The sequence below is a fragment of the Psychrobacter sp. 1Y11 genome (genome assembly GCF_052259045.1).
Taxonomy (GTDB): Bacteria; Pseudomonadota; Gammaproteobacteria; order Pseudomonadales; family Moraxellaceae; genus Psychrobacter.
The window spans coordinates 1-18,379 of sequence record NZ_JBQQER010000018.1 but is presented as its reverse complement, the minus strand read 5'-3'; the positions used below and the strand labels follow the sequence as shown (position 1 = coordinate 18,379).

Sequence of the window (18,379 nt, the reverse complement as noted above, 5' to 3'; positions counted from 1 at the left end):
TTACGAGTAAAATCGGTTTTTATTGGTTTTGATGATGACTTTAAATAACCAAGCTAAATAACCAAGCTAAATAACCAAGCTAAATAACCAAGCTAAATAACCAAGCTGAGCAAACCTAGATAGGTATTATATTTTTCATTTATAACGAGTGCTTCTATGTTACGTGCTAATAATCTGACCATCAATCGCCAAGGCAATACTTTACTTGATAATGTGGAGTGCGAGATTGCCACCAAACAACTGGTTGCGCTAGTGGGGCATAACGGTTCGGGCAAGTCGACTTTGATTAAAGCCTTGGCAGGTGAGATGACAAGTAGCAGTGGAAGCGTGACCTTAGATGAACGTTCTATTAGCGATTACGGCAGTAAGGAGCTGGCGCAGCATATGGCTTATTTGCCGCAGCAACTGCCTGAAGCCGCTGGGTTTACGGTACGCGAGCTGGTGATGCTAGGACGTTATCCGCATCAAAAGTGGCTGCAAAAGCCAAACCAAGAAGATAAAGAGAAAGTAGCAGAGGCGCTAAGAGTCACCCAGACCGAAGCATTTGCTGATCGGATTACCGCGACCTTATCAGGGGGCGAGCGGGCACGGGCGTGGTTGGCAATGTGTTTAGCGCAAGATAGCCGCTACCTATTGCTCGATGAGCCGTTAGCGGCGCTCGATATGCACTATCAGCTTGAGGTTATTCAACTGATTCGGCGTCTAGTCGATGAGCAGGGTCTAGGCGTGGTCATTATCGTGCACGATATTAATCTCGCGGCGCAGTATGCCGACCGTATTATTGCCCTTAAAAGCAGCCGCGTTTGCCATAAAGGTGATATTGCCAGCACCATGCAACCTGATATTTTACGCAATATATTCAATGTCGAGATGCAACTGCTTAATCACCCTATTACTGGGCAGCCAGTTGCAGTGGCTTAAGTTTTATACGTTTTGCCTTTTATCTATCGCACTTATTTCTTCTGAACCCCTAATTAGATAGGCTGTTATGTTCTCTATTCTGCACGCTTCTCGACATACCAAACCTGCTAAACCCCTCCTAAAGCCTTGGTCTCTCCTAGTAGCTCTAGCCTTCAGCACCATGCTAAGCGCCTGTAATAATCAAGCACCAGAGCAAAACACTAAAATAACGGTGCAAACACAAACGTCTTTAGCAAGTAATAGCCCTAAAATAAATATTGCCTCACCTGACTGGGGTAATGCCGCCACCTTAATAGCGATGGGTTATGCGCCTATTGCCACCGGTGATGTCAGAACCTGGCACAGATGGGTCGGCACACCTGGGCTACCGCCTACTATTACTGATTTAGGTATTCGTTACATGCCCAATGCCGAGCTGGTCGCGCAGCTGCCCGTAGACCTAGTAGTGGATAATTTTTTTTATGAGCACGCGCGCAACCTGTATGGCGATGTGCCAGCTGAGTCTGTTATGTCTGCTGCGAAAGGTGATACCGCCGTTTGGGAAGATTATACCGAGCCGACACGCAAGCTTGGCGCGCTGATTGAAGATCCGCAGTTAGCTGAGGATTATATTGTCAAAAGTCGCCAAGATATCGCAGCTGCCAGTGAGCAATTACAGCGGCGCTATCCCGAGTTCAAAAAGTTTGCAGTGGTGCAGTTTGCCGATGCCAATAACCTGCGCATGTATGTCGCCAACAGTCTGTTTGAACCGGCGCTTGCGCAAATGGACAAAGAGCTTGTGGTGTTAGGCGAAGGCAATCAATGGGGATTTGTGCCGCTACGTATGGGGGATTTGGCGCAATTAGATGACGAGGTTTGCTTGTTAATCGTTGATCCCTTAAGTCCGATAACGCGGGCTGAGATTGAAGATAGCTTGATTTGGCAGCGTTTGGGCTACGGCGATACCCGCTGCATGGGTGAGCTACCGCCGGTATGGATATATGGCGGGATGTCGTCGCTGGTGAGCTTAGCGGATAATCTGGCAAACGTAACATTAAACGGCGGGGCTGCATCATGAATAGAACAACGTCGTGGCGGCTCTGGGTCGCACTTGCCCTACTTATGGTTTTATCCTTATGGAGTAGCTGGACACTTATAGCGCAGGAGTGGACGCGGCCGATTGCTGATTTATTTATCCCAAGCTTGCAGCTTGATATTGCTAGTATGGCGACCCAGCTGCACCTTGTTGCCACCAGTGTTGTGGCGCTATTGGCGGGCGGGCTGTTAGGCGTTGTCAGTATTTTGCTACAGCAATTGGTCAAAAACCCTTTAGCCTCTGACACCACCTTAGGCGTCGGTGTAGGAGCGCAATTAGCAATGCTGATTGTGACGCTATTTGTGCCCAGCCTTGCCATTTATGGTGGAGTTTACGTCGCCTTTGCCGGGGCGCTGATCAGTATGGGGTTAGTTTTTGCTTTAGCGGCGCCTAGCCGCTTTAACCCGCTGATTTTGATATTGGCAGGGCTCGTGGTCAATATCTTGCTTGCCGCTGTAGCGAACGTACTGGTGTTATTTTTTGCCGCAAGGAGCAACGGGATTTTGTCGTGGGCGGCCGGATTTTTGGCACAAAACAGCTGGCATACCAGTACTGTATTGGCTATCACTGCCGCCGTGATGGCGCTGGTGTGTCTGCCATTATTAAAGCCGCTAACGCTTATGAGCTTAGATGATGGACAAGCCAGACGTTTGGGTTTACCGATTAATGGCATTCGCGCGTTAGTGGTACTGGTTGTGGCAATAGTGACCGCCTTGGTGATTAGTGAAGTGGGGCTGATTAGCTTTATTGGCCTTGGTGCGGCAAGTCTTGTCAATGCACTGGGTATATCGTCAATCGCTAAGCGTTTAATTGCCGCCTTTGGTCTAGGGGCGCTACTATTATGGCTCACCAGTAATGTGTCTTTGCTGCTTGAGCCGATATTTAATATGCAAATTCCAGCGGGCGCGATGACGGGTATATTGGGCGCGCCCTTGATTATCTGGTTGATACTGCGTCAGCGCCACGAGCGTATAGAGACGGTGACACCGATGCTCGCAGGTGCGCGCAAACCAGTGGCTTATGGGCGCTGGGCAGCAGGTGTGGCTATTATCATCATGCTAGCATGCCTTTTCGTGCAAGATATCAGCGGCTGGGGGCTGAGCACCGATTGGGCACTAACTGCGCAACACCGCCTTCCGCGTAGCTTAAGCGCGGCGGCAACGGGTCTGATGTTGGCTGTCGCAGGCGTCCTGTTACAAACGTTGACGCGTAACCCAATGGCAAGTCCTGAAGTACTCGGGGTCAGCTCGGGGGCGGCGCTCGGCGTTATCTTAGGGTTTTTACTCTTACCTATGCTTGGAGTAGCGGCGGGCGCAGGCACGTTACTGCTTTCAGGATTGTCAGGAGCGATAGCGGTGCTACTCCTCGTGATTTGGCTGGCGCGCAAGGTCAGCTCCGGCTATCTACTGCTCGTTGGTATCGGTATTGCGGCGATGATGGACGGGGTTATGCATATGGTTAAGCTTTCCGGGGACCCGCGTCTGGAAGCAATGCTCAGCTGGTTATCAGGCACGACTTATAGCGCCCAACCGAGTACCGTTTGGTATCTGATTGCTATTGCGCTGATTTTATTTGCCTTCAGTTTGCTGATTATTAAGCCGTTACGCGTATTAGGCCTTGGCACAGGCGTCGCTCGTAATCTCGGCGTCGCGGTGACGCCTGTGACTCTTGCGCTACTGGTACTGGTGGCCGCGCTGAGTACCGCCAGCACCCTAGCAGTCGGACCGCTGAGTTTCATTGGCCTGATGGTACCACATTTAGCAACGTCGCTTGGCGCGGTAAAGCTTGAGCGCCAACTGCCGCTAGCGGCTCTATTAGGCGCTGGGGTAATGGTGATAGCCGACTGGATTGGCCGCTATGTTATCTTCCCTTATGAGCTACCTGCAGGTACGGTGGCTGCCATCATTGGCGGCGCGTATTTTTTATGGCTGATTCGTAAAGTGCCTGCTAGTCACTAGTAGGCAATTAATACCCCTGTACTTTTATAGTTGCCCGTTGTTTTTAAGTGGTTCTTAGGAGTGATTTTTTGTCTTATCCTTCTGCAAAGTCTCTATCTGTGCATGCCAATGACGCCTCTGAGCTTACCTTGTGGCAATTGCTATGGCGTCAACAGCGTAAAGCATTATTAACCGTAGTGGCCCTTAACTTGTTGACAGCCGCTGTTGGCATTGGCGTGATTGCTTTTATCAATAGCTACTTTTTAGCCGCTAATCCTGATACAAGCGCTTTAGTAGCCGGAGTGTCAGGCTTTGATGACCGCGCTTGGATGTATACGTCCGCTTTTTTTGCTTTGATAATTTTGCAATTACTGACTACCTTTATCTCTCAGTTCGCTTTGACCAAACTGGGTCATCGCTTTGTGTATAATTTGCGTCGTCAATTGCTCAAGCGTATTTTAGATACCGATCATGCCCAGCTTGAGAAAGTAGGTAGCGCTAAATTGCTCGCCAGTTTGTCGGATGATATCTTGAACATCACTAGCGCTTTTGTACGCTTGCCGCAACTGGTACAAGGCACAGTATTAACATTAGCGGCTATCGTTTACTTATCTTGGATGTCCATTCCGTTGACCATCGTTATGCTGCTATGGCTGACGTTTGTTATTGTGGTCGGCATGCTATTGGTTAATAGGGTCTATGCAAACTTATTACAGATTCGTGGTTTGCAAGATGATCTATACCAAGATTATGAAACGGCCATATATGGGCATAAAGAGCTCATGCTCAATCGTCATCGCAGTCGTCAGTTTTATGAGACAAAGTTCAATCGTCATGCTGATGACTATCGTCAAAAAATTGTTTTATCCGATACCTACCATCTGTCGGCACTGAATTGGTCAAACATTATGATGTTTGCCGCGATAGGTATTTTATTTATATTGGCGACTGCCTTTAATTGGGCCAATCAAGCTACCGTCACCTCATTCGCATTAACCTTATTATTTATTCAATCGCCTCTACTAGCAGCAGTTGGCGCTTATCCGACGTTACAGACGGCCAGTGTCGCACTTAATAAAATTGTCTCCCTAAATTTGGCAGTATATCGGGCTGATTTTGCTACCAGCGATATGGATAGGCTGTCAAATTGGCAACGTATCGAGTTGAAAAGGATTGGGTATCATTATCCTACTGCTGAATCTGCTACAGCAGAGAATAATCCAATTGTTGGCAGTAATATTAATGACGAAACAAGAGTGCTTAACGCTGATAAGTCTGATTATGTCGCGCAGGGATTTGGTCTCTATGATATTAACTTGACTTTAAACCGCGGCGAGGTGGTGTTTTTGATCGGTGCTAATGGCAGTGGTAAATCGACCTTAGCCAAATTACTAGTAGGCTTGTATCAACCTAATAAAGGTCAAGTCCTGCTCGATGGACAAGTATTGACAGAGGATGATTATAACGACTATCAGCAGCACTTTGCCGCCATCTTTGGTGATGGCTATTTATTTGACTGGCTACAAGGAAGAGGGGATAGCTTGCCTGATAACGCTGTGGTTGAGGATTGGTTAGCACGACTGCAGCTTACTGATAAGCTCTCGATTATAGAAGGGAGGTTGTCAACTACTAACCTGTCGCAAGGACAGCGCAAAAGACTGGCCTTGTTACTTGTCATCGCAGAAAGTAAGCCCATCCTTCTACTTGATGAGTGGGCAGCAGACCAAGATCCTGTCTATCGTCAAACCTTTTATGAAGAGCTGATTCCAAGACTTAAGCAAATGGGCAAGACCTTGTTTATTATTAGCCACGATGATCGCTACTTTAAGCATGCTGATCGTTTACTACAAATGCATAATGGCAAGCTTGTTGAACTCGATAGCAATGAGCGTCTGCACGCCAGCCAAGATGCAGTAGCGCATCTGCATTCACTATAGTTTAATCGTAGTGAAGAAATGAGCCAAAAGAAAACTAACCAAGATTATAATTTGGAGTAAATAAATATAGAAATGTAAATAATTATCATTTACAATATCATTCACAAAAATAGTACGATCTGTATCAGAACCTAAATAAAGCCTATTCCACTATTATTTGACGAAGTGAACTCCTATGCAACACCATTATCCCCTAGCTTTATCCTTGCTTACACTTTGTATCAGTCAACAACTCTATGCTGCACAGGTTGATGTTAATGCTTCAACACCAAATACTTTAGCCACAGAATCTGTAAACGCTACCGTCGTTGATGAGCCAAGCGTCACTTTAGATACTATTACAGTCAGTGCCAACGCCAAAACAGGAACCGCTTTGGCACAAAAAATTAGCGAGATGCCAGCGGTCACGCAAGTGATTCGTGAAAAAGAGATTGAGAGACAGGCTACGGGGGATCGTACCCTTGGTGATATTTTAGCGCAGCTCGTACCAAGCTTAGGCGTTAGTAGTGGTTCAACCAGTAATTATGGCACAACGATGCATGGTCGTCCGGTACAGTTTTTACTCAACGGAGTACCACTATCAGGGTCGCGCAGCTTATCACGTGAGCTTAATAGTATTGATCCCGCTCAGCTTGAGCGGGTAGAGGTGCTCTCAGGAGCGACAAGTATTTATGGTGCGGGCGCGGCAGGCGGGCTTATCAATCTAGTAACCAAATCTATGCTGGGCTATGGACCGCTGAGACAAACGCGTATCGGCGCGAGCGCCAGTCGTGAATTTGAGTCCGACTCGCTTGGCTATCATGTTGGACAAACCTTAGGTTATGGCGGCGAGCGGGTTTATGGGCGCTTAGATGTGGACTCTGATAGTAAAGGCGGTAAGTTTGATAGCCATAATCGCCGTATCAGCCCTGATGTCAACCAAACCGACCAGCAAGATACTGAGGCCATGAGTGTCAATGCCAGCTTAGGTATGGCGCTGACGGATACACAAACCGTTGATCTAGCCGTTACTTACTATAACGATGAGCAAGATACTGACTATGGTCCAGACTACGGTAGTAATTTGCAAGTTTTGCTTGCGCCAAATGCTGCGCCGCCATCACTACGAGCCATTGATGGCGCTGATATCCAGCACGAGCCTTATACCACCAAGACCTCAGTGAATCTAAATTATAATAACAGTGATGTTTTAGGCTCAAATCTGAGCATTACCGGCTACTACCGCGATGAAAAGGGACGCTTTTATCCTTCAGGCAAAGATTTTACCGATCAAGCGGGCGAAGTCTGGGTGGCTAATGGTCTTACCGATGAGAGTACGCTAAGACAATTACTGGGCGGGGCAGTCGTTGTTACCCAGTCAGAAGCGGATATCGAGGTGATGGGGCTGCGCGCGGCGATGCAAACCGAAGCAGAGATTAAAGGCAAGCAAACCCTATTTAGTTATGGCGCTGATTTTGAGCGTGAAGAGAGCGAGCAAACCTACTACGGGCAGGATTTAAATACATTTATCGCTAGTAATGGTCTTACTTCACGTAACAGCGGCACCACTTATAACGGTGGGCCGGAAACCACTATCGATAAGTGGGGCGTGTTTGCTAATGCTGATGTCGATGTGACTGATAAATGGCATGCTAGCGCCGGCGTGCGTTATCAAAAGCTTAGAGCCGATACTGATGGGTTTATACCTATTTATGAGCAGCTACTAGAGGACTATTTTAATGATCCGCGCATCAGCCCAGTAGGCGATGCTTACGGTATTGACTATCAAGCTGGCCGCGTAGAAGATGGCGATACTGACCACGATAAAACCCTATTTAACCTTGGTACCAGCTATCAGCTTACGCCAAACGACCAAGTATTTGCTAATTTCTCGCAAGGTTTTACCACTGCTGATATTCAACGCGCGCTACGGGATGTACGCGCAGGATTTGTGGTAGATTCGGATAACGTGCAACCGATTGAGATTAATAACTACGAGCTGGGCTGGCAAGGTAAGCGCGGCGATACTGCCGGAAAGCTAAGCGTCTTTTATAACGACTCAGATAAGACCGTACGCTTTACCGACGATTATACGGTAGAGGTCGTCGATACTGACGAGCGCGTTTACGGCGTTGAGGGATCGTTAGTGCAGGAGATTAGCGATCAATGGCAAGTGGGCGGCAGTATTGCTTATACTCGCGGTCAGTATAAAAACGATGGCGATTGGCTTGAGCTGGATGCTGTGCGCATAACGCCGCTAAAAGGCACAGCGTTTGCGCAATATAACTTTGATGGTGGTAGCAATATTCGCCTGCAAGCGCTCGCCATTGGCGGCGACGATGAAGCTTTTAAAGACCAACAACAAGATCCAAATGCCAGTGCTCAGCCTGTGAAAGGTTATGCCACTTTTGATCTGTTGGGTCAGGTACAAATGCCTGTCGGTAAAGTAGGATACGGTATTTATAACCTGCTAAATAAAGATTATAAAACGGTCTATCACCAAAGCACTTATGGCGATCTAAACCGTCTGCCCGCCTCAGGCACGACTTACGGCTTGAGCTATACACTTGACTATTAAGAGGCTTACAATCTCAATATTTTGTAGTCATAAACTACAGTAAAAAGACTTCTAATAGCGAAAAAAAAGCCCTTTAAACATAGCTTAAAGGGCTTTCACTTTATATATATTGATTACCTAAAATCACTATAGCAAGATTAAAACCTGTGAGTATAGCCAACCGTATACGTACGTCCCAACCCTTTATAATCAAAAGCAGAGGCGGGTGCCGCTTGACCATAAAATACCTGCGCTTGTTGTCCCCAGATAGTGGTATATTCTTTGTCTAGTAAATTTTGCACGCCGATACTAAAGTCGCCTGAAGGTAAGTAATAGGTATAATCTAGATCAACGGTTGTATAGCCATCAAGCTCTTGGGTGCTGTCGGTGCTCGCATTATAGCCTGAAACATCGCGCATCATATTGGCTTGTAGTTTTACGGACTGACTCTCATCCTCCCAGCGTGTCCATAGCGCATATTTGCTAGGGCTGGTATCGGTGACGACGGTATCTTTATAATCGCCATCGACCTCAGTTTCACTTTCGATCCAATGTCCTAGTCCGCCTACACTGACGTTATCATTGATGAAGTAATCGCCTTTTAGCTCAATACCGTATACGCGCTTTTTGTCATCGCTTTGTGTGATTAACAGCGTTTGGCGGTCGTAATCGATACTACCATCAGACACACTATAATAGCCGGTTAATTGGCCTGCAAAATTGGTGGTATTAAACGAAGTACCTAGCTCATAACTGTCCGTCTTAATACCCTCAAGCTTAGTGCCTGAGACATTAGAGCCATTGACTAGCTCATAGTAGTTATCAGCATTTTTAACGTACTGCCCTTGACCATAAAACTTGGCAGGATCGGGCAGCTCAAAACCTTGCGAGAAGTTCGCAAAATAGCGACGGTTACTCGTCGGCTTATAATTTAGCCCAACATTAAATAAGCTAACCTTGTAGTCATTACTGCCGCCCGGTATCGCATCACCACCAGCGGCCAGGCTCAAAGCGGTCTCAGTCTGCACTCTATCAGCGACAAAATCGTCGATTTCATTATCCAGACGCTGATAGCGATAGCCTGCCGTGGCAGTAAGCGCATCGTTAAAGTCATAATCACCTTGTAAAAACCCAGCTATAGAATCGACTTGAGTTCCTGGGTAGCGTCCGACTATCGCCAGCTCATCGTTGACTAAGCCACCTGTCGCTACACTGGTACGCGGGTCAAAGATCATCTTATTACTCTCAAGATCATCTCGATAGCCATCGATACCGTAAGTTAATTTTAGCTTGTCTGTCCAGTCTTTAGATAGCGCCAAACGAGCTGAGGTCACATCAGTAGATTGCTCAGAGGCGGCAAAGTATCTACCGTAATAAAACGGGATAAAACTAAGCTCTTCTGTACGATGGGAGAGCTGCGCGTAGACATCATGACCGAATAGATCTTGGTGATGATAATTAGCATTGTACTGCTGACGCTTAGTTTCGGCTTGGCGATCGCTTTCAAAGCCATCGCTCACTGTAATATTTAGAGGGGCACCTTGGAGAGCCTCAGCCAAATTAAACTTAAGACCATTATCTGTATCTTGCTCGCTATTATAATACTGCGCTGATACATCGAGCGTTTGGTTATTATCGATCTGCCATTGAGTGCTGGCGAGCACATCGACGGTTTCGTTATCTTGCAAAGAGCCTTGGGTAATATCAGGGACGATAAGCCGCCCTTTGCCATCAAAAAAAGAGCCTGTTTGCTCATAAGTTACCGCTAGATTACCTGTTAGCTCCTCTGTACCGCCACCGATGGAAACATGGCCTTTATAGGAGATATCATCTTCGTCTTGAAAGCCTGAGGTCGCCTGAATCGCTGTGTTAATTTGCGGCGCACCGGCTTGCCCTTTTTTGGTTTTGATATTAATGATACCGCCTGTGGCTCCGCCGCCATACACTGCTGATGCGCCAGATAGCACCTCAATACTGGCAATGTTTTCCATACTAATAGAATCAAGATAACGGCTAATGGCTCGTGACGAATTGAGCGATACACCATCAATCATCACTTGCATATCGCGCCCGCGTAGATTCTGCCCAGCGTTAGTACGGCCGCCGCTACCAAAATCTAAAGAGGGCACTTGCTGAGCAATAAAATCACCTAAACGCTTACCAGTACGCGCCGCTTCGTTCACTTGAGCCTCATCGATATACCACACTGTCGCTGGAATATCAGAGATAGCTGTTGGCGTTTGATTGGCGACGACCACAATAGGGTCTAATGTCGTACTAGGCTCGTCTGTTAGGGTCTGCTGCATACTAGTAGTATTCGGCGGCGTCACTGTCTCTGCTACAGCCGGAGTGAGCTGGAGCAAAGCGCCAGTAGCAACATATAATGGGAGCTTTTTGGTATGAGAGGGCGCTAGGATAGCGCGTTTGAGTCTAGTATAAGAAGGTTTACAGCTAAGTAAAGCAGCGGAATTGTCAGCTAAAAACATAGAGTGTCCAATATAAATGATGAGAATTGTAAACGATAATGGTTACCGTTAATAATACTATTATCATTACATTAAGTATATAGACAATGACATTTTTTATGAATTGAGGATGTAGATGATATTGAAAATATGAGTTGTCTATAATGATATGATTTTTCCATTCATGCGTCTGATTCATATCATTAATGCACCGGTTTGGTACTGATACCGCCGCTATCAGATTATTCGGCAGCAAAAGCGTAGTAGAGAAAAGGAGGTAATAACCTTTGTATAGTGATTAATATAGGAATTGGCGTTGACGTTTTGCGAGCGATCCTATAAGATTCATTTTAAATGAATCTTATAGTAGTATTCATTTTTTAATCCTCAATGCGCAATCCACTAAGGATATATAATGGCTTCACCAAAAACTATAGAAATCGTAACCGCAACCGTTCCTGTCCTCGAAGAGCATGGCACTGCTATCACTACGGTGTTCTATCAAAACATGTTTAATGAGCATCCAGAGCTCTTAGATATCTTTAACGAGACCAATCAAAAGCTAGGTCGGCAACAGACGGCGTTGGCAACTACGGTTCTAGCGGCCGCAAAGCATCTTGAAAAACTAGAGACACTGCTACCACAAGTGACGCAAATCAGCCACAAGCACCGCGCTCTACAAATCTTACCTGAGCATTATCCTATCGTTGGCGAGCACTTGATCGGCGCGATAAAAGAGGTGCTCGGAGAAGCTGCCAACGACGATATTGTTGACGCTTGGACTGAGGCGTATGATGAGATTGCAGATGTTTTTATTCAGCTCGAAAAAAACATGTATGAGCAAGAGATGTGGGAAGGGTTTGCAGCATTTAAAGTCGTCGAAAAGAGCGCTGCAGCTACTGACATCGCCGCCTTCACTGTCGTTCCGGTTAATGATGATACAGAAAATAACGAGCAATCGATCGATCTAAGCAAATTGAACCTAACTGCTGGTCAATACATCACCGTAAAAACCGACCCAAAAGATAGTGATCATGTTGCACTACGTCATTACTCTTTATATTCAACCCGTACTGATAAAGGCATCCAGTTTGCGGTAAGACGCGACAATCGCAATGAGCATTATGGTTTGGTCTCCAATCATTTACATGATGAGGTGGAGGTTGGCGATACTATTTTATTGTCCGCGCCTGCAGGCGACTTTGCGCTGAACCAGGAGCTAAGACAGCAAAACGACATCCCTCTGGTATTGATGAGTGCTGGCGTTGGCGTCACGCCCATCCTGTCTATGCTGGAGACGCAAGTGAAGGTCAATCCAAAGCGGCCTATTATTTGGGTTTATGCTTGTCAAAATCAGACGCATCATGCGTTCGAGACGCAGGTCGATGAGCTATTAGCAGCGGCTGAAAACGTTGAAAAGCATATTTTCTATTTTGAGTCTAACCAAATACTAAATGAGGCGTGGCTTGCTAAGTTACCACAGCCTGCTGATATTTATGTCTGTGGCTCAATGCCGTTTATGGAGAGTATGATCGATGGACTGATGGCGCTCGACCATGGCGTAGATAGTGTTCATTATGAGCCGTTCGGTCCTAAAATGAGCTTAGAGCTGTCTTGATTTTGTCATAATTTGAAAAGCCTGCGATTTCTTTTGGGATAGTATTGCCAAAAGAGTGGGGCAATAAAGTCCAATGATATATTGGCATAGGTAGCTTTAGTAGTCTTTATAAATGCTACTAAAGCTAGAGACTAACTAGTTAGGTACTTAGCGTAAAGAATTGGTCTACTATTTTAAAAAGTCAGGATTCATATAAGCAGGATTGGGATAGGTATAAAACCCTTCGCCAGTTGCCGCGCCTAATTTATTTTGATCAATCAGCTGCTCTTTTAGGTACTTAACCGCCTTAAACCTTACAGGGCTTTGAGTCCTCTCAGCAGACATTTTAGTGATGTTGTAAGCGGTGTTAATCCCTATAGTATCTAAGATACCAAACGGCCCTACTGGCGCGCCTGTCACTATCATCCACGTCTTATCAATAGTATGCGGATCGGCCACTTCTTTGGCGAGTAGTTGCAAGCCTGCGTCTATAAAAGGCGCTAATAAACTATTCATAATATAGCCGGGTTGCTCTTTGTATAGCGGCATCGGTACCATACCTATTGCCGCTGCAAAGGCTACGACTTCATCAAATACTTTAGGATCGGTTCCAGGATGTCCCATGATTTCAGCGACGTTATGCATCCAGATTTTATTAGCAAAATGCAGCGCTAAAAACTGAGCAGGACGCCCCGTTGATTCAGCGAACTGGCTCGGCAGTAAGGTTGAGGTGTTGGTTGCAAATATCGTTTTCTCTGGAGCAAGTTTAGCCAATTTTTCATAAAACTCGATTTTAATCTCTGGAATCTCAGGAATAGCTTCAATCATTAAATCAGCGTCTTTGACCGCTTCTGCAAGATCTGAGGTGTAGCTCAGATTGTCAAAAGCTGTATCCAACTGCTCTTGGGTCGCTCTCAGGTCTTTTCTAAAAGCTTTGCACATCCACTCAAACTTTGACTTAGCTTGCTGTAGCATCTCATCACTGATGTCATAAACCGTGACATTAAAGCCATGATATGCAGCTTGAAAGGCAATTTGGTAGCCTAGGACGCCGCTTCCTGCGACAGTTACATTCTTATACGTCATAATGACTCCTTGAAATAATGACTATGATTTTAGAGTTATTATATAGACAAGTTTATGTAGCATACACAAAAAAATCCCCAGTCGTTAAACTGGGGATTTCGAATCTGGTAGGCGTATCTAGATTCGAACTAGCGACCTCTACTATGTCAAAGAAAGTAGGTCAACGAACTGCCATAAATCACTATTAACCTGTGTCTACTTATATTAAAGAGTTATAGCTGTTATTTGTTCATTAAAAAGTAATTACTGTGAATATAAATTAAAATTTAACACGATTTTGGTCACTACATTTTATAGTGTTTTTACCACTACTCTGTCTTCAATAAATCAATTTATAGTGGTTTTCCAAATCGTATTTGTATCTTTTGGCTAGTACTGCACTTGATTGAATAAACGAGTGCAAAAGTATCATACGTTGAATAGACTATTTAATACATGCATAATATGCGGAGAATAAATACATTAATCACCGCATACTTTTGAGAAGATGATGAAGCATACTACCTATATTCATGAAAGATCAGACTGGACTCAATGGCAGTGGTCGCATAAAGAGCTATTGCCGCTCGTTAGTCGTGTGCGAATATTACAAGGAAGGTTGCTTGGTAAACTCTCAACTTTAGGATTTGACTTAAATGTCGAAACTCAGCTTGATGCAGTGACTTTGGAGATCGTTAAAACCTCTGAGATAGAAGGGGAGGAATTAAATATCGAGCAAGTACGCTCTTCTGTGGCCATGCATTTAGGGGTAGATAATAGCAATATGCCTGCTGCTACTCTTGAGATAGACGCGGTGGTGACAATGATGTTTGAGTCAACCTATCACTATGAGAAGCCGTTATTATTAGATGATTTATTAGGGTGGCATCGAGCGTTATTCCCAGATGGCTATAGTGGGCTTTATCGTATTAAGGCAGGCTCGCTTCGTGATAATAGTCAAGGGCCCATGCAAGTCGTCTCTGGAGGCTATGGTCGAGAGCAAGTGCATTTCGTCGCGCCAAGTGCAGATAGGTTGGATCATGAGCTTGAGCAATTTTTACTGTGGTTTAACACTTCCGACGATAAATTAAATCATTTAGATCTGGTGGTGAAGGCGGGAGTTGCTCATTTGTGGTTTGTCACTTTGCATCCCTTCGATGATGGAAACGGAAGATTAACCCGTGCCATTACGGAAAGAGTGCTAGCGCAAAGTGATGAGAGTCATCAACGCTTCTATAGCATGTCCGCACAGATTCTAAAACAGCGCAATGACTACTACAAGATATTAGAACGTACGCAAAAAGGGAATACTGATATTACTAAGTGGTTAGCTTGGTTTCTACAAACGCTAGAGCAAGCATTGCTATCAGCGCTAGAGACGACAGATAAGATAGTTAGTAAAGCAAAATTTTGGCAGACACATAGAGAGCAAGCCTTGAACACACGCCAAGTAAAAATGCTAAATACTCTCCTCACTGATTTTTATGGCAAGCTGACGACTAAGAAATGGGCGACTATGATGAAGTGCTCAGCCGATACGGCACTACGTGATATCAATGATTTGGTAGACAAGGGTATGCTGCAAAAGTCTGTTGCCTCAGGGCGTAGCAGGAGTTATGAGCTGATTTTATAGTCGACGTCATATATGATGATATATGAATTTACGTGAGATCAGCTAAGCAGTCTATTAAAAGCGGTTCCAGTATAGCAGTCTATTTTAAGTGGTCTATTGATTAGTTATTAGGCCTATTTGGATGGTCCCCTTGGGGTATACCCAATCGAACCATTTGACTATGTTGATTAATCGTTAGGCTTGAGCCTAAACAGTCGCTAATGATTTCGGTGTATTTATAAATATACTGTGATTGCTGTAACAATATGATCTGGATATTCAGCAGAATAAGGTAATAGATAATTTGTAGTAATATACACTCCTTCTAGTATATCTTCTAATTCCAACGGATTTGGCTTTAGGTAATGAATATCTCCATGGCCATAGTAAAAATCAAATCCAAGTTCGTATTTCAGTAGATCAAGCCTATCCCCTATTTTTAATTTTTTTAACAAATACCCTGAATATTTGCTCATTACATGTATGGCAGTTAATATGGACTCATCTCCACTGAACTCTAAAACTATATTATTATCCCAGTAGCAATAAATCTCATTTATATGTATACCACCTATAGTCATCTCATCTCTATGAAAAAAAAACCATAAATTATGAGTTGATAGCACATCACATTCTTCCTTCGTAGGTTTATAAATATGTTCTGTGCTTTTTTTAAAGTAGTCAAAACTTATCCCTAACTTTATACCAGCAGCCTGAATACCTGGAACAATATCTGCGTCCATTACTGGTTCTATCTTTATCATTGAATTGCCCATTAACTGTTTTGATCTCTGCTAACGATTTCGTAGTTATTAATATACATACAATACTAGCAGTTCGAAGCCTGTATAGCGCACCGATCCTGAATTAATATAAAATAATGCGACTTTTAGGAATGTTAGGAGTCATAAAGCTCAATTTCACTCGGTAATGTTTGTTCAAAAAAAATAACAACTAGATCAACTCCTTCTCCAGCTATATAAACCACAAAATCCCTATCTGGATATGTTTTTTGTAAGTGAAGCTCCCAGTTGTCCTTGATTAAATTGGCTAAGTTTTCTATGGTAGAGTCTGAAGTATTCTCAGAAGTATTCAAAAATATATCTGCAATACTACACATATTTATTTGTGCTTGAGCAATATGTAAATCTTTGCCTTGTAATAGCCATGAATCAAAACGTTGACATATAGACTGTTTTTTATTTTCATTTTTACAACGTATTACACAGCCTTTATATATAATTGTTCTAGGTGCTAGTACTGTAATAAAGAGCTCTATATCTTCCGGATAGATCTCCCAGCTAATATAGTCGGAAATACCATCTTCTGAATATTTTTTATCATTGTTTTTCTCATTATTATCCCATTTTTCATACCGCCAGTTAATTATGCGATTCATAACCTTCTCCACTTAACTTTCTATCTTTTATCAAGATAAGATAAGCCCTATCCTGAAACCTCAAACGATATTGGAAATTGATTTATAGTGCTTGTAACTGATATCAGGTAGTTAGAATGAGTACTCCATCGCTTAATCAGTACACTGTGAAGTACACTACAGTTATCACAACAACTCAAAACCGCGATATCATTAGCCTGAACCTGAAGGTTCAAGTCCTCACTAGGGTACCGAACCAGTGAAAGCAACTAATTCCAGCTAGTATCTGGCTGAGGCAAAGTGTCAGCTCGATCTTCCCAACGCCTTGCTTGTTCGGCATAGTCTAAATCAATGGTCTTTAACCCCTTATATAATTCTGTCAATTCATTTGTAGCAACATAACTTCCTTGCTCGGCAAGATGTGTGAGTTCCTTAAGTTTCGGGTCAAGTAGTTGGTGAATCACTTCTACCGTGGAATCATCAAGCGTTTTATTTATTCGACTGATGTAACTCTTTACTAATATAGCCTTCGTGTCTAAGTGTCCTGCTTTGGATAGCAAATAAGCAGTCACGGCTTCAACACTACTCTCAGTCTCATGCTGTAAATTAATCGGATTGTTATCACTGACATGTCTTTGTTTTTCCGTGATTGCTACCGCAACCATATAATTAAGTAATGGTGATACATCGTTAGGGCTAAAAGATTGATAGTAGTCAACCACATAGCTCATATACTGCACGGCTTTAGCATCGTCTTTAGGTACGAATTCGCCTAAATAACTATAAACCGCCATATAAATGTATGTGTTTATGAACTTGTCTGGATTGTGCTTTTGCTGTTTTACTAGTTGTGCGTTTTGAATTATTTGGTCAAGTTCTTCATTATCTAAACCTTTATATTTAGAAAAGCCTTCTGGTACATCACGAATAATTATCTCCGCTATCTTGTCTAAATCGTGTTCAAGTTGCTGATACAGCGCAATAGCCTCTTTGTCACTACTGAATGGGTTACTGGCTTTGCAGGGTTGAAAGTCTTCCACTTGAATATCTAAGTCATTAGAATGAACTTCGATACCATTTGGCGTTTGTGTGACACTATTCAGATCAATGGGTGTTTCAGACTGTTCAATTTCATTATAGATGTCACAGCTTGAGATATTTTTTTTTGAGCTATTAGTAACGCTTGATACGTTAAAGGACTGGTTAGGTGTGCTTTGAGCGATTGCCATTGATGACAGTGTAGAAAGTACAGCAACTGACAATATAGATAAAATTGGGTTTAGACACTTATTGATATTTACTTTTTTGTTGTACATCGTGTACTTTCCAATATATTTGATAGAGTGAGTTGTGACCATAGCTTATATTTTGCAGGTTAATAACTTAGATTTACAAAACACGGAACATACCCCACTTGCTTGTTTCCGCCTAATAGATGACAAGTAATAATAGCTGAAAATTCAGCGTTATGGTTTCAGAATAAAGTGGTTCGCAGGATTTGTTCATTTCTAGCTTGATCTATAGTCAATCTCAAAGCTATGCTTTGCTTATTGTAGCGCCGGTAAACCTCCCTCCGATAAATAAGAACACTTAGAAATAGAGATTAACTGCTAAAATATATCAGCAGGAGAATCCTATGAATAAGGCACGTTTTACTGACAACCAAATCATTAATATCCTAAAACAAGCCGAACAAGGTGTCCCTATCACCAGCTGAAACAGAGAAACGTTACTTTAATAAAACCTCTTATCAGGTGTCTAAAATTAGTTGACCACTACAGTGCATAACAACCTCTTAGAACGCAGATTTAGCCCGGTAGCACCTAATCAAGTTTGGACGGGGGACGTGACCTATA

12 protein-coding genes are annotated in these 18,379 nt (G+C 43.7%); 7 read left to right on the top strand and 5 right to left on the bottom strand.

The genetic code is table 11. The features are described 5' to 3' along the window. Positions 1-156 precede the first annotated feature (156 nt). From ACTXGJ_RS12140 to ACTXGJ_RS12120, 5 genes are all read left to right on the top strand, one after another. Positions 157-921, top strand: a complete 765-nt coding sequence (locus tag ACTXGJ_RS12140) for an ABC transporter ATP-binding protein (protein ID WP_443566096.1) — start codon at positions 157-159, stop codon at positions 919-921. Positions 922-1,081: 160 nt separating this feature from the next. Then, on the top strand, positions 1,082-1,978 hold the full coding sequence (locus ACTXGJ_RS12135) for a TroA family protein (RefSeq protein WP_443566095.1): 897 nt from the start codon (positions 1,082-1,084) through the stop codon (positions 1,976-1,978). Beyond that, complete coding sequence (gene fhuB, locus ACTXGJ_RS12130; protein WP_443566094.1) at positions 1,975-3,954, top strand: Fe(3+)-hydroxamate ABC transporter permease FhuB; 1,980 nt, start codon at positions 1,975-1,977, stop codon at positions 3,952-3,954. The genes ACTXGJ_RS12135 and fhuB overlap by 4 nt, the downstream gene beginning before the upstream one ends. Positions 3,955-4,022: 68 nt before the next feature. Further along, positions 4,023-5,870, top strand: coding sequence for a multidrug ABC transporter permease/ATP-binding protein (locus ACTXGJ_RS12125; RefSeq protein WP_443566093.1), 1,848 nt, complete (start codon positions 4,023-4,025; stop codon positions 5,868-5,870). A gap of 175 nt (positions 5,871-6,045) precedes the next feature. Beyond that, on the top strand, positions 6,046-8,427 hold the full coding sequence (locus tag ACTXGJ_RS12120; RefSeq protein WP_443566092.1) for a TonB-dependent receptor: 2,382 nt from the start codon (positions 6,046-6,048) through the stop codon (positions 8,425-8,427). Between the two features lie 137 nt (positions 8,428-8,564). On the opposite strand, the gene ACTXGJ_RS12115 is transcribed toward ACTXGJ_RS12120, so the two are convergent. Beyond that, positions 8,565-10,892, bottom strand: a complete 2,328-nt coding sequence (locus ACTXGJ_RS12115) for a TonB-dependent receptor (protein ID WP_443566091.1) — start codon at positions 10,890-10,892, stop codon at positions 8,565-8,567. 394 nt (positions 10,893-11,286) lie between these two features. On the opposite strand from ACTXGJ_RS12115, the gene ACTXGJ_RS12110 reads away from it, so the two are divergent. After that, positions 11,287-12,489, top strand: coding sequence for a globin domain-containing protein (locus ACTXGJ_RS12110; protein WP_443566090.1), 1,203 nt, complete (start codon positions 11,287-11,289; stop codon positions 12,487-12,489). Positions 12,490-12,657: 168 nt separating this feature from the next. On the opposite strand, the gene ACTXGJ_RS12105 is transcribed toward ACTXGJ_RS12110, so the two are convergent. Next, positions 12,658-13,554 (bottom strand): 3-hydroxyacyl-CoA dehydrogenase, encoded by an 897-nt coding sequence (locus ACTXGJ_RS12105; RefSeq protein WP_443566089.1) that lies wholly within the window; start codon positions 13,552-13,554, stop codon positions 12,658-12,660. A gap of 490 nt (positions 13,555-14,044) precedes the next feature. Here ACTXGJ_RS12105 and ACTXGJ_RS12100 point away from each other — a divergent pair, with 490 nt between their 5' ends. After that, entirely contained in the window at positions 14,045-15,166 is a 1,122-nt protein-coding gene (locus tag ACTXGJ_RS12100) for a Fic family protein (RefSeq protein WP_443566088.1), read from the top strand. 215 nt (positions 15,167-15,381) lie between these two features. On the opposite strand, the gene ACTXGJ_RS12095 is transcribed toward ACTXGJ_RS12100, so the two are convergent. The 3 genes from ACTXGJ_RS12095 to ACTXGJ_RS12085 all read right to left on the bottom strand — a co-directional run bounded on the left by ACTXGJ_RS12095 (position 15,382) and on the right by ACTXGJ_RS12085 (position 17,839). After that, positions 15,382-15,888, bottom strand: coding sequence for a hypothetical protein (locus ACTXGJ_RS12095; protein WP_443566087.1), 507 nt, complete (start codon positions 15,886-15,888; stop codon positions 15,382-15,384). A 155-nt stretch (positions 15,889-16,043) separates the two neighbouring features. Further along, positions 16,044-16,544, bottom strand: a complete 501-nt coding sequence (locus ACTXGJ_RS12090; protein WP_443566086.1) for a hypothetical protein — start codon at positions 16,542-16,544, stop codon at positions 16,044-16,046. A 248-nt stretch (positions 16,545-16,792) separates the two neighbouring features. Further along, positions 16,793-17,839, bottom strand: a complete 1,047-nt coding sequence (locus ACTXGJ_RS12085) for a hypothetical protein (protein ID WP_443566085.1) — start codon at positions 17,837-17,839, stop codon at positions 16,793-16,795. Between the last annotated feature and the right edge of the window lie 540 nt (positions 17,840-18,379).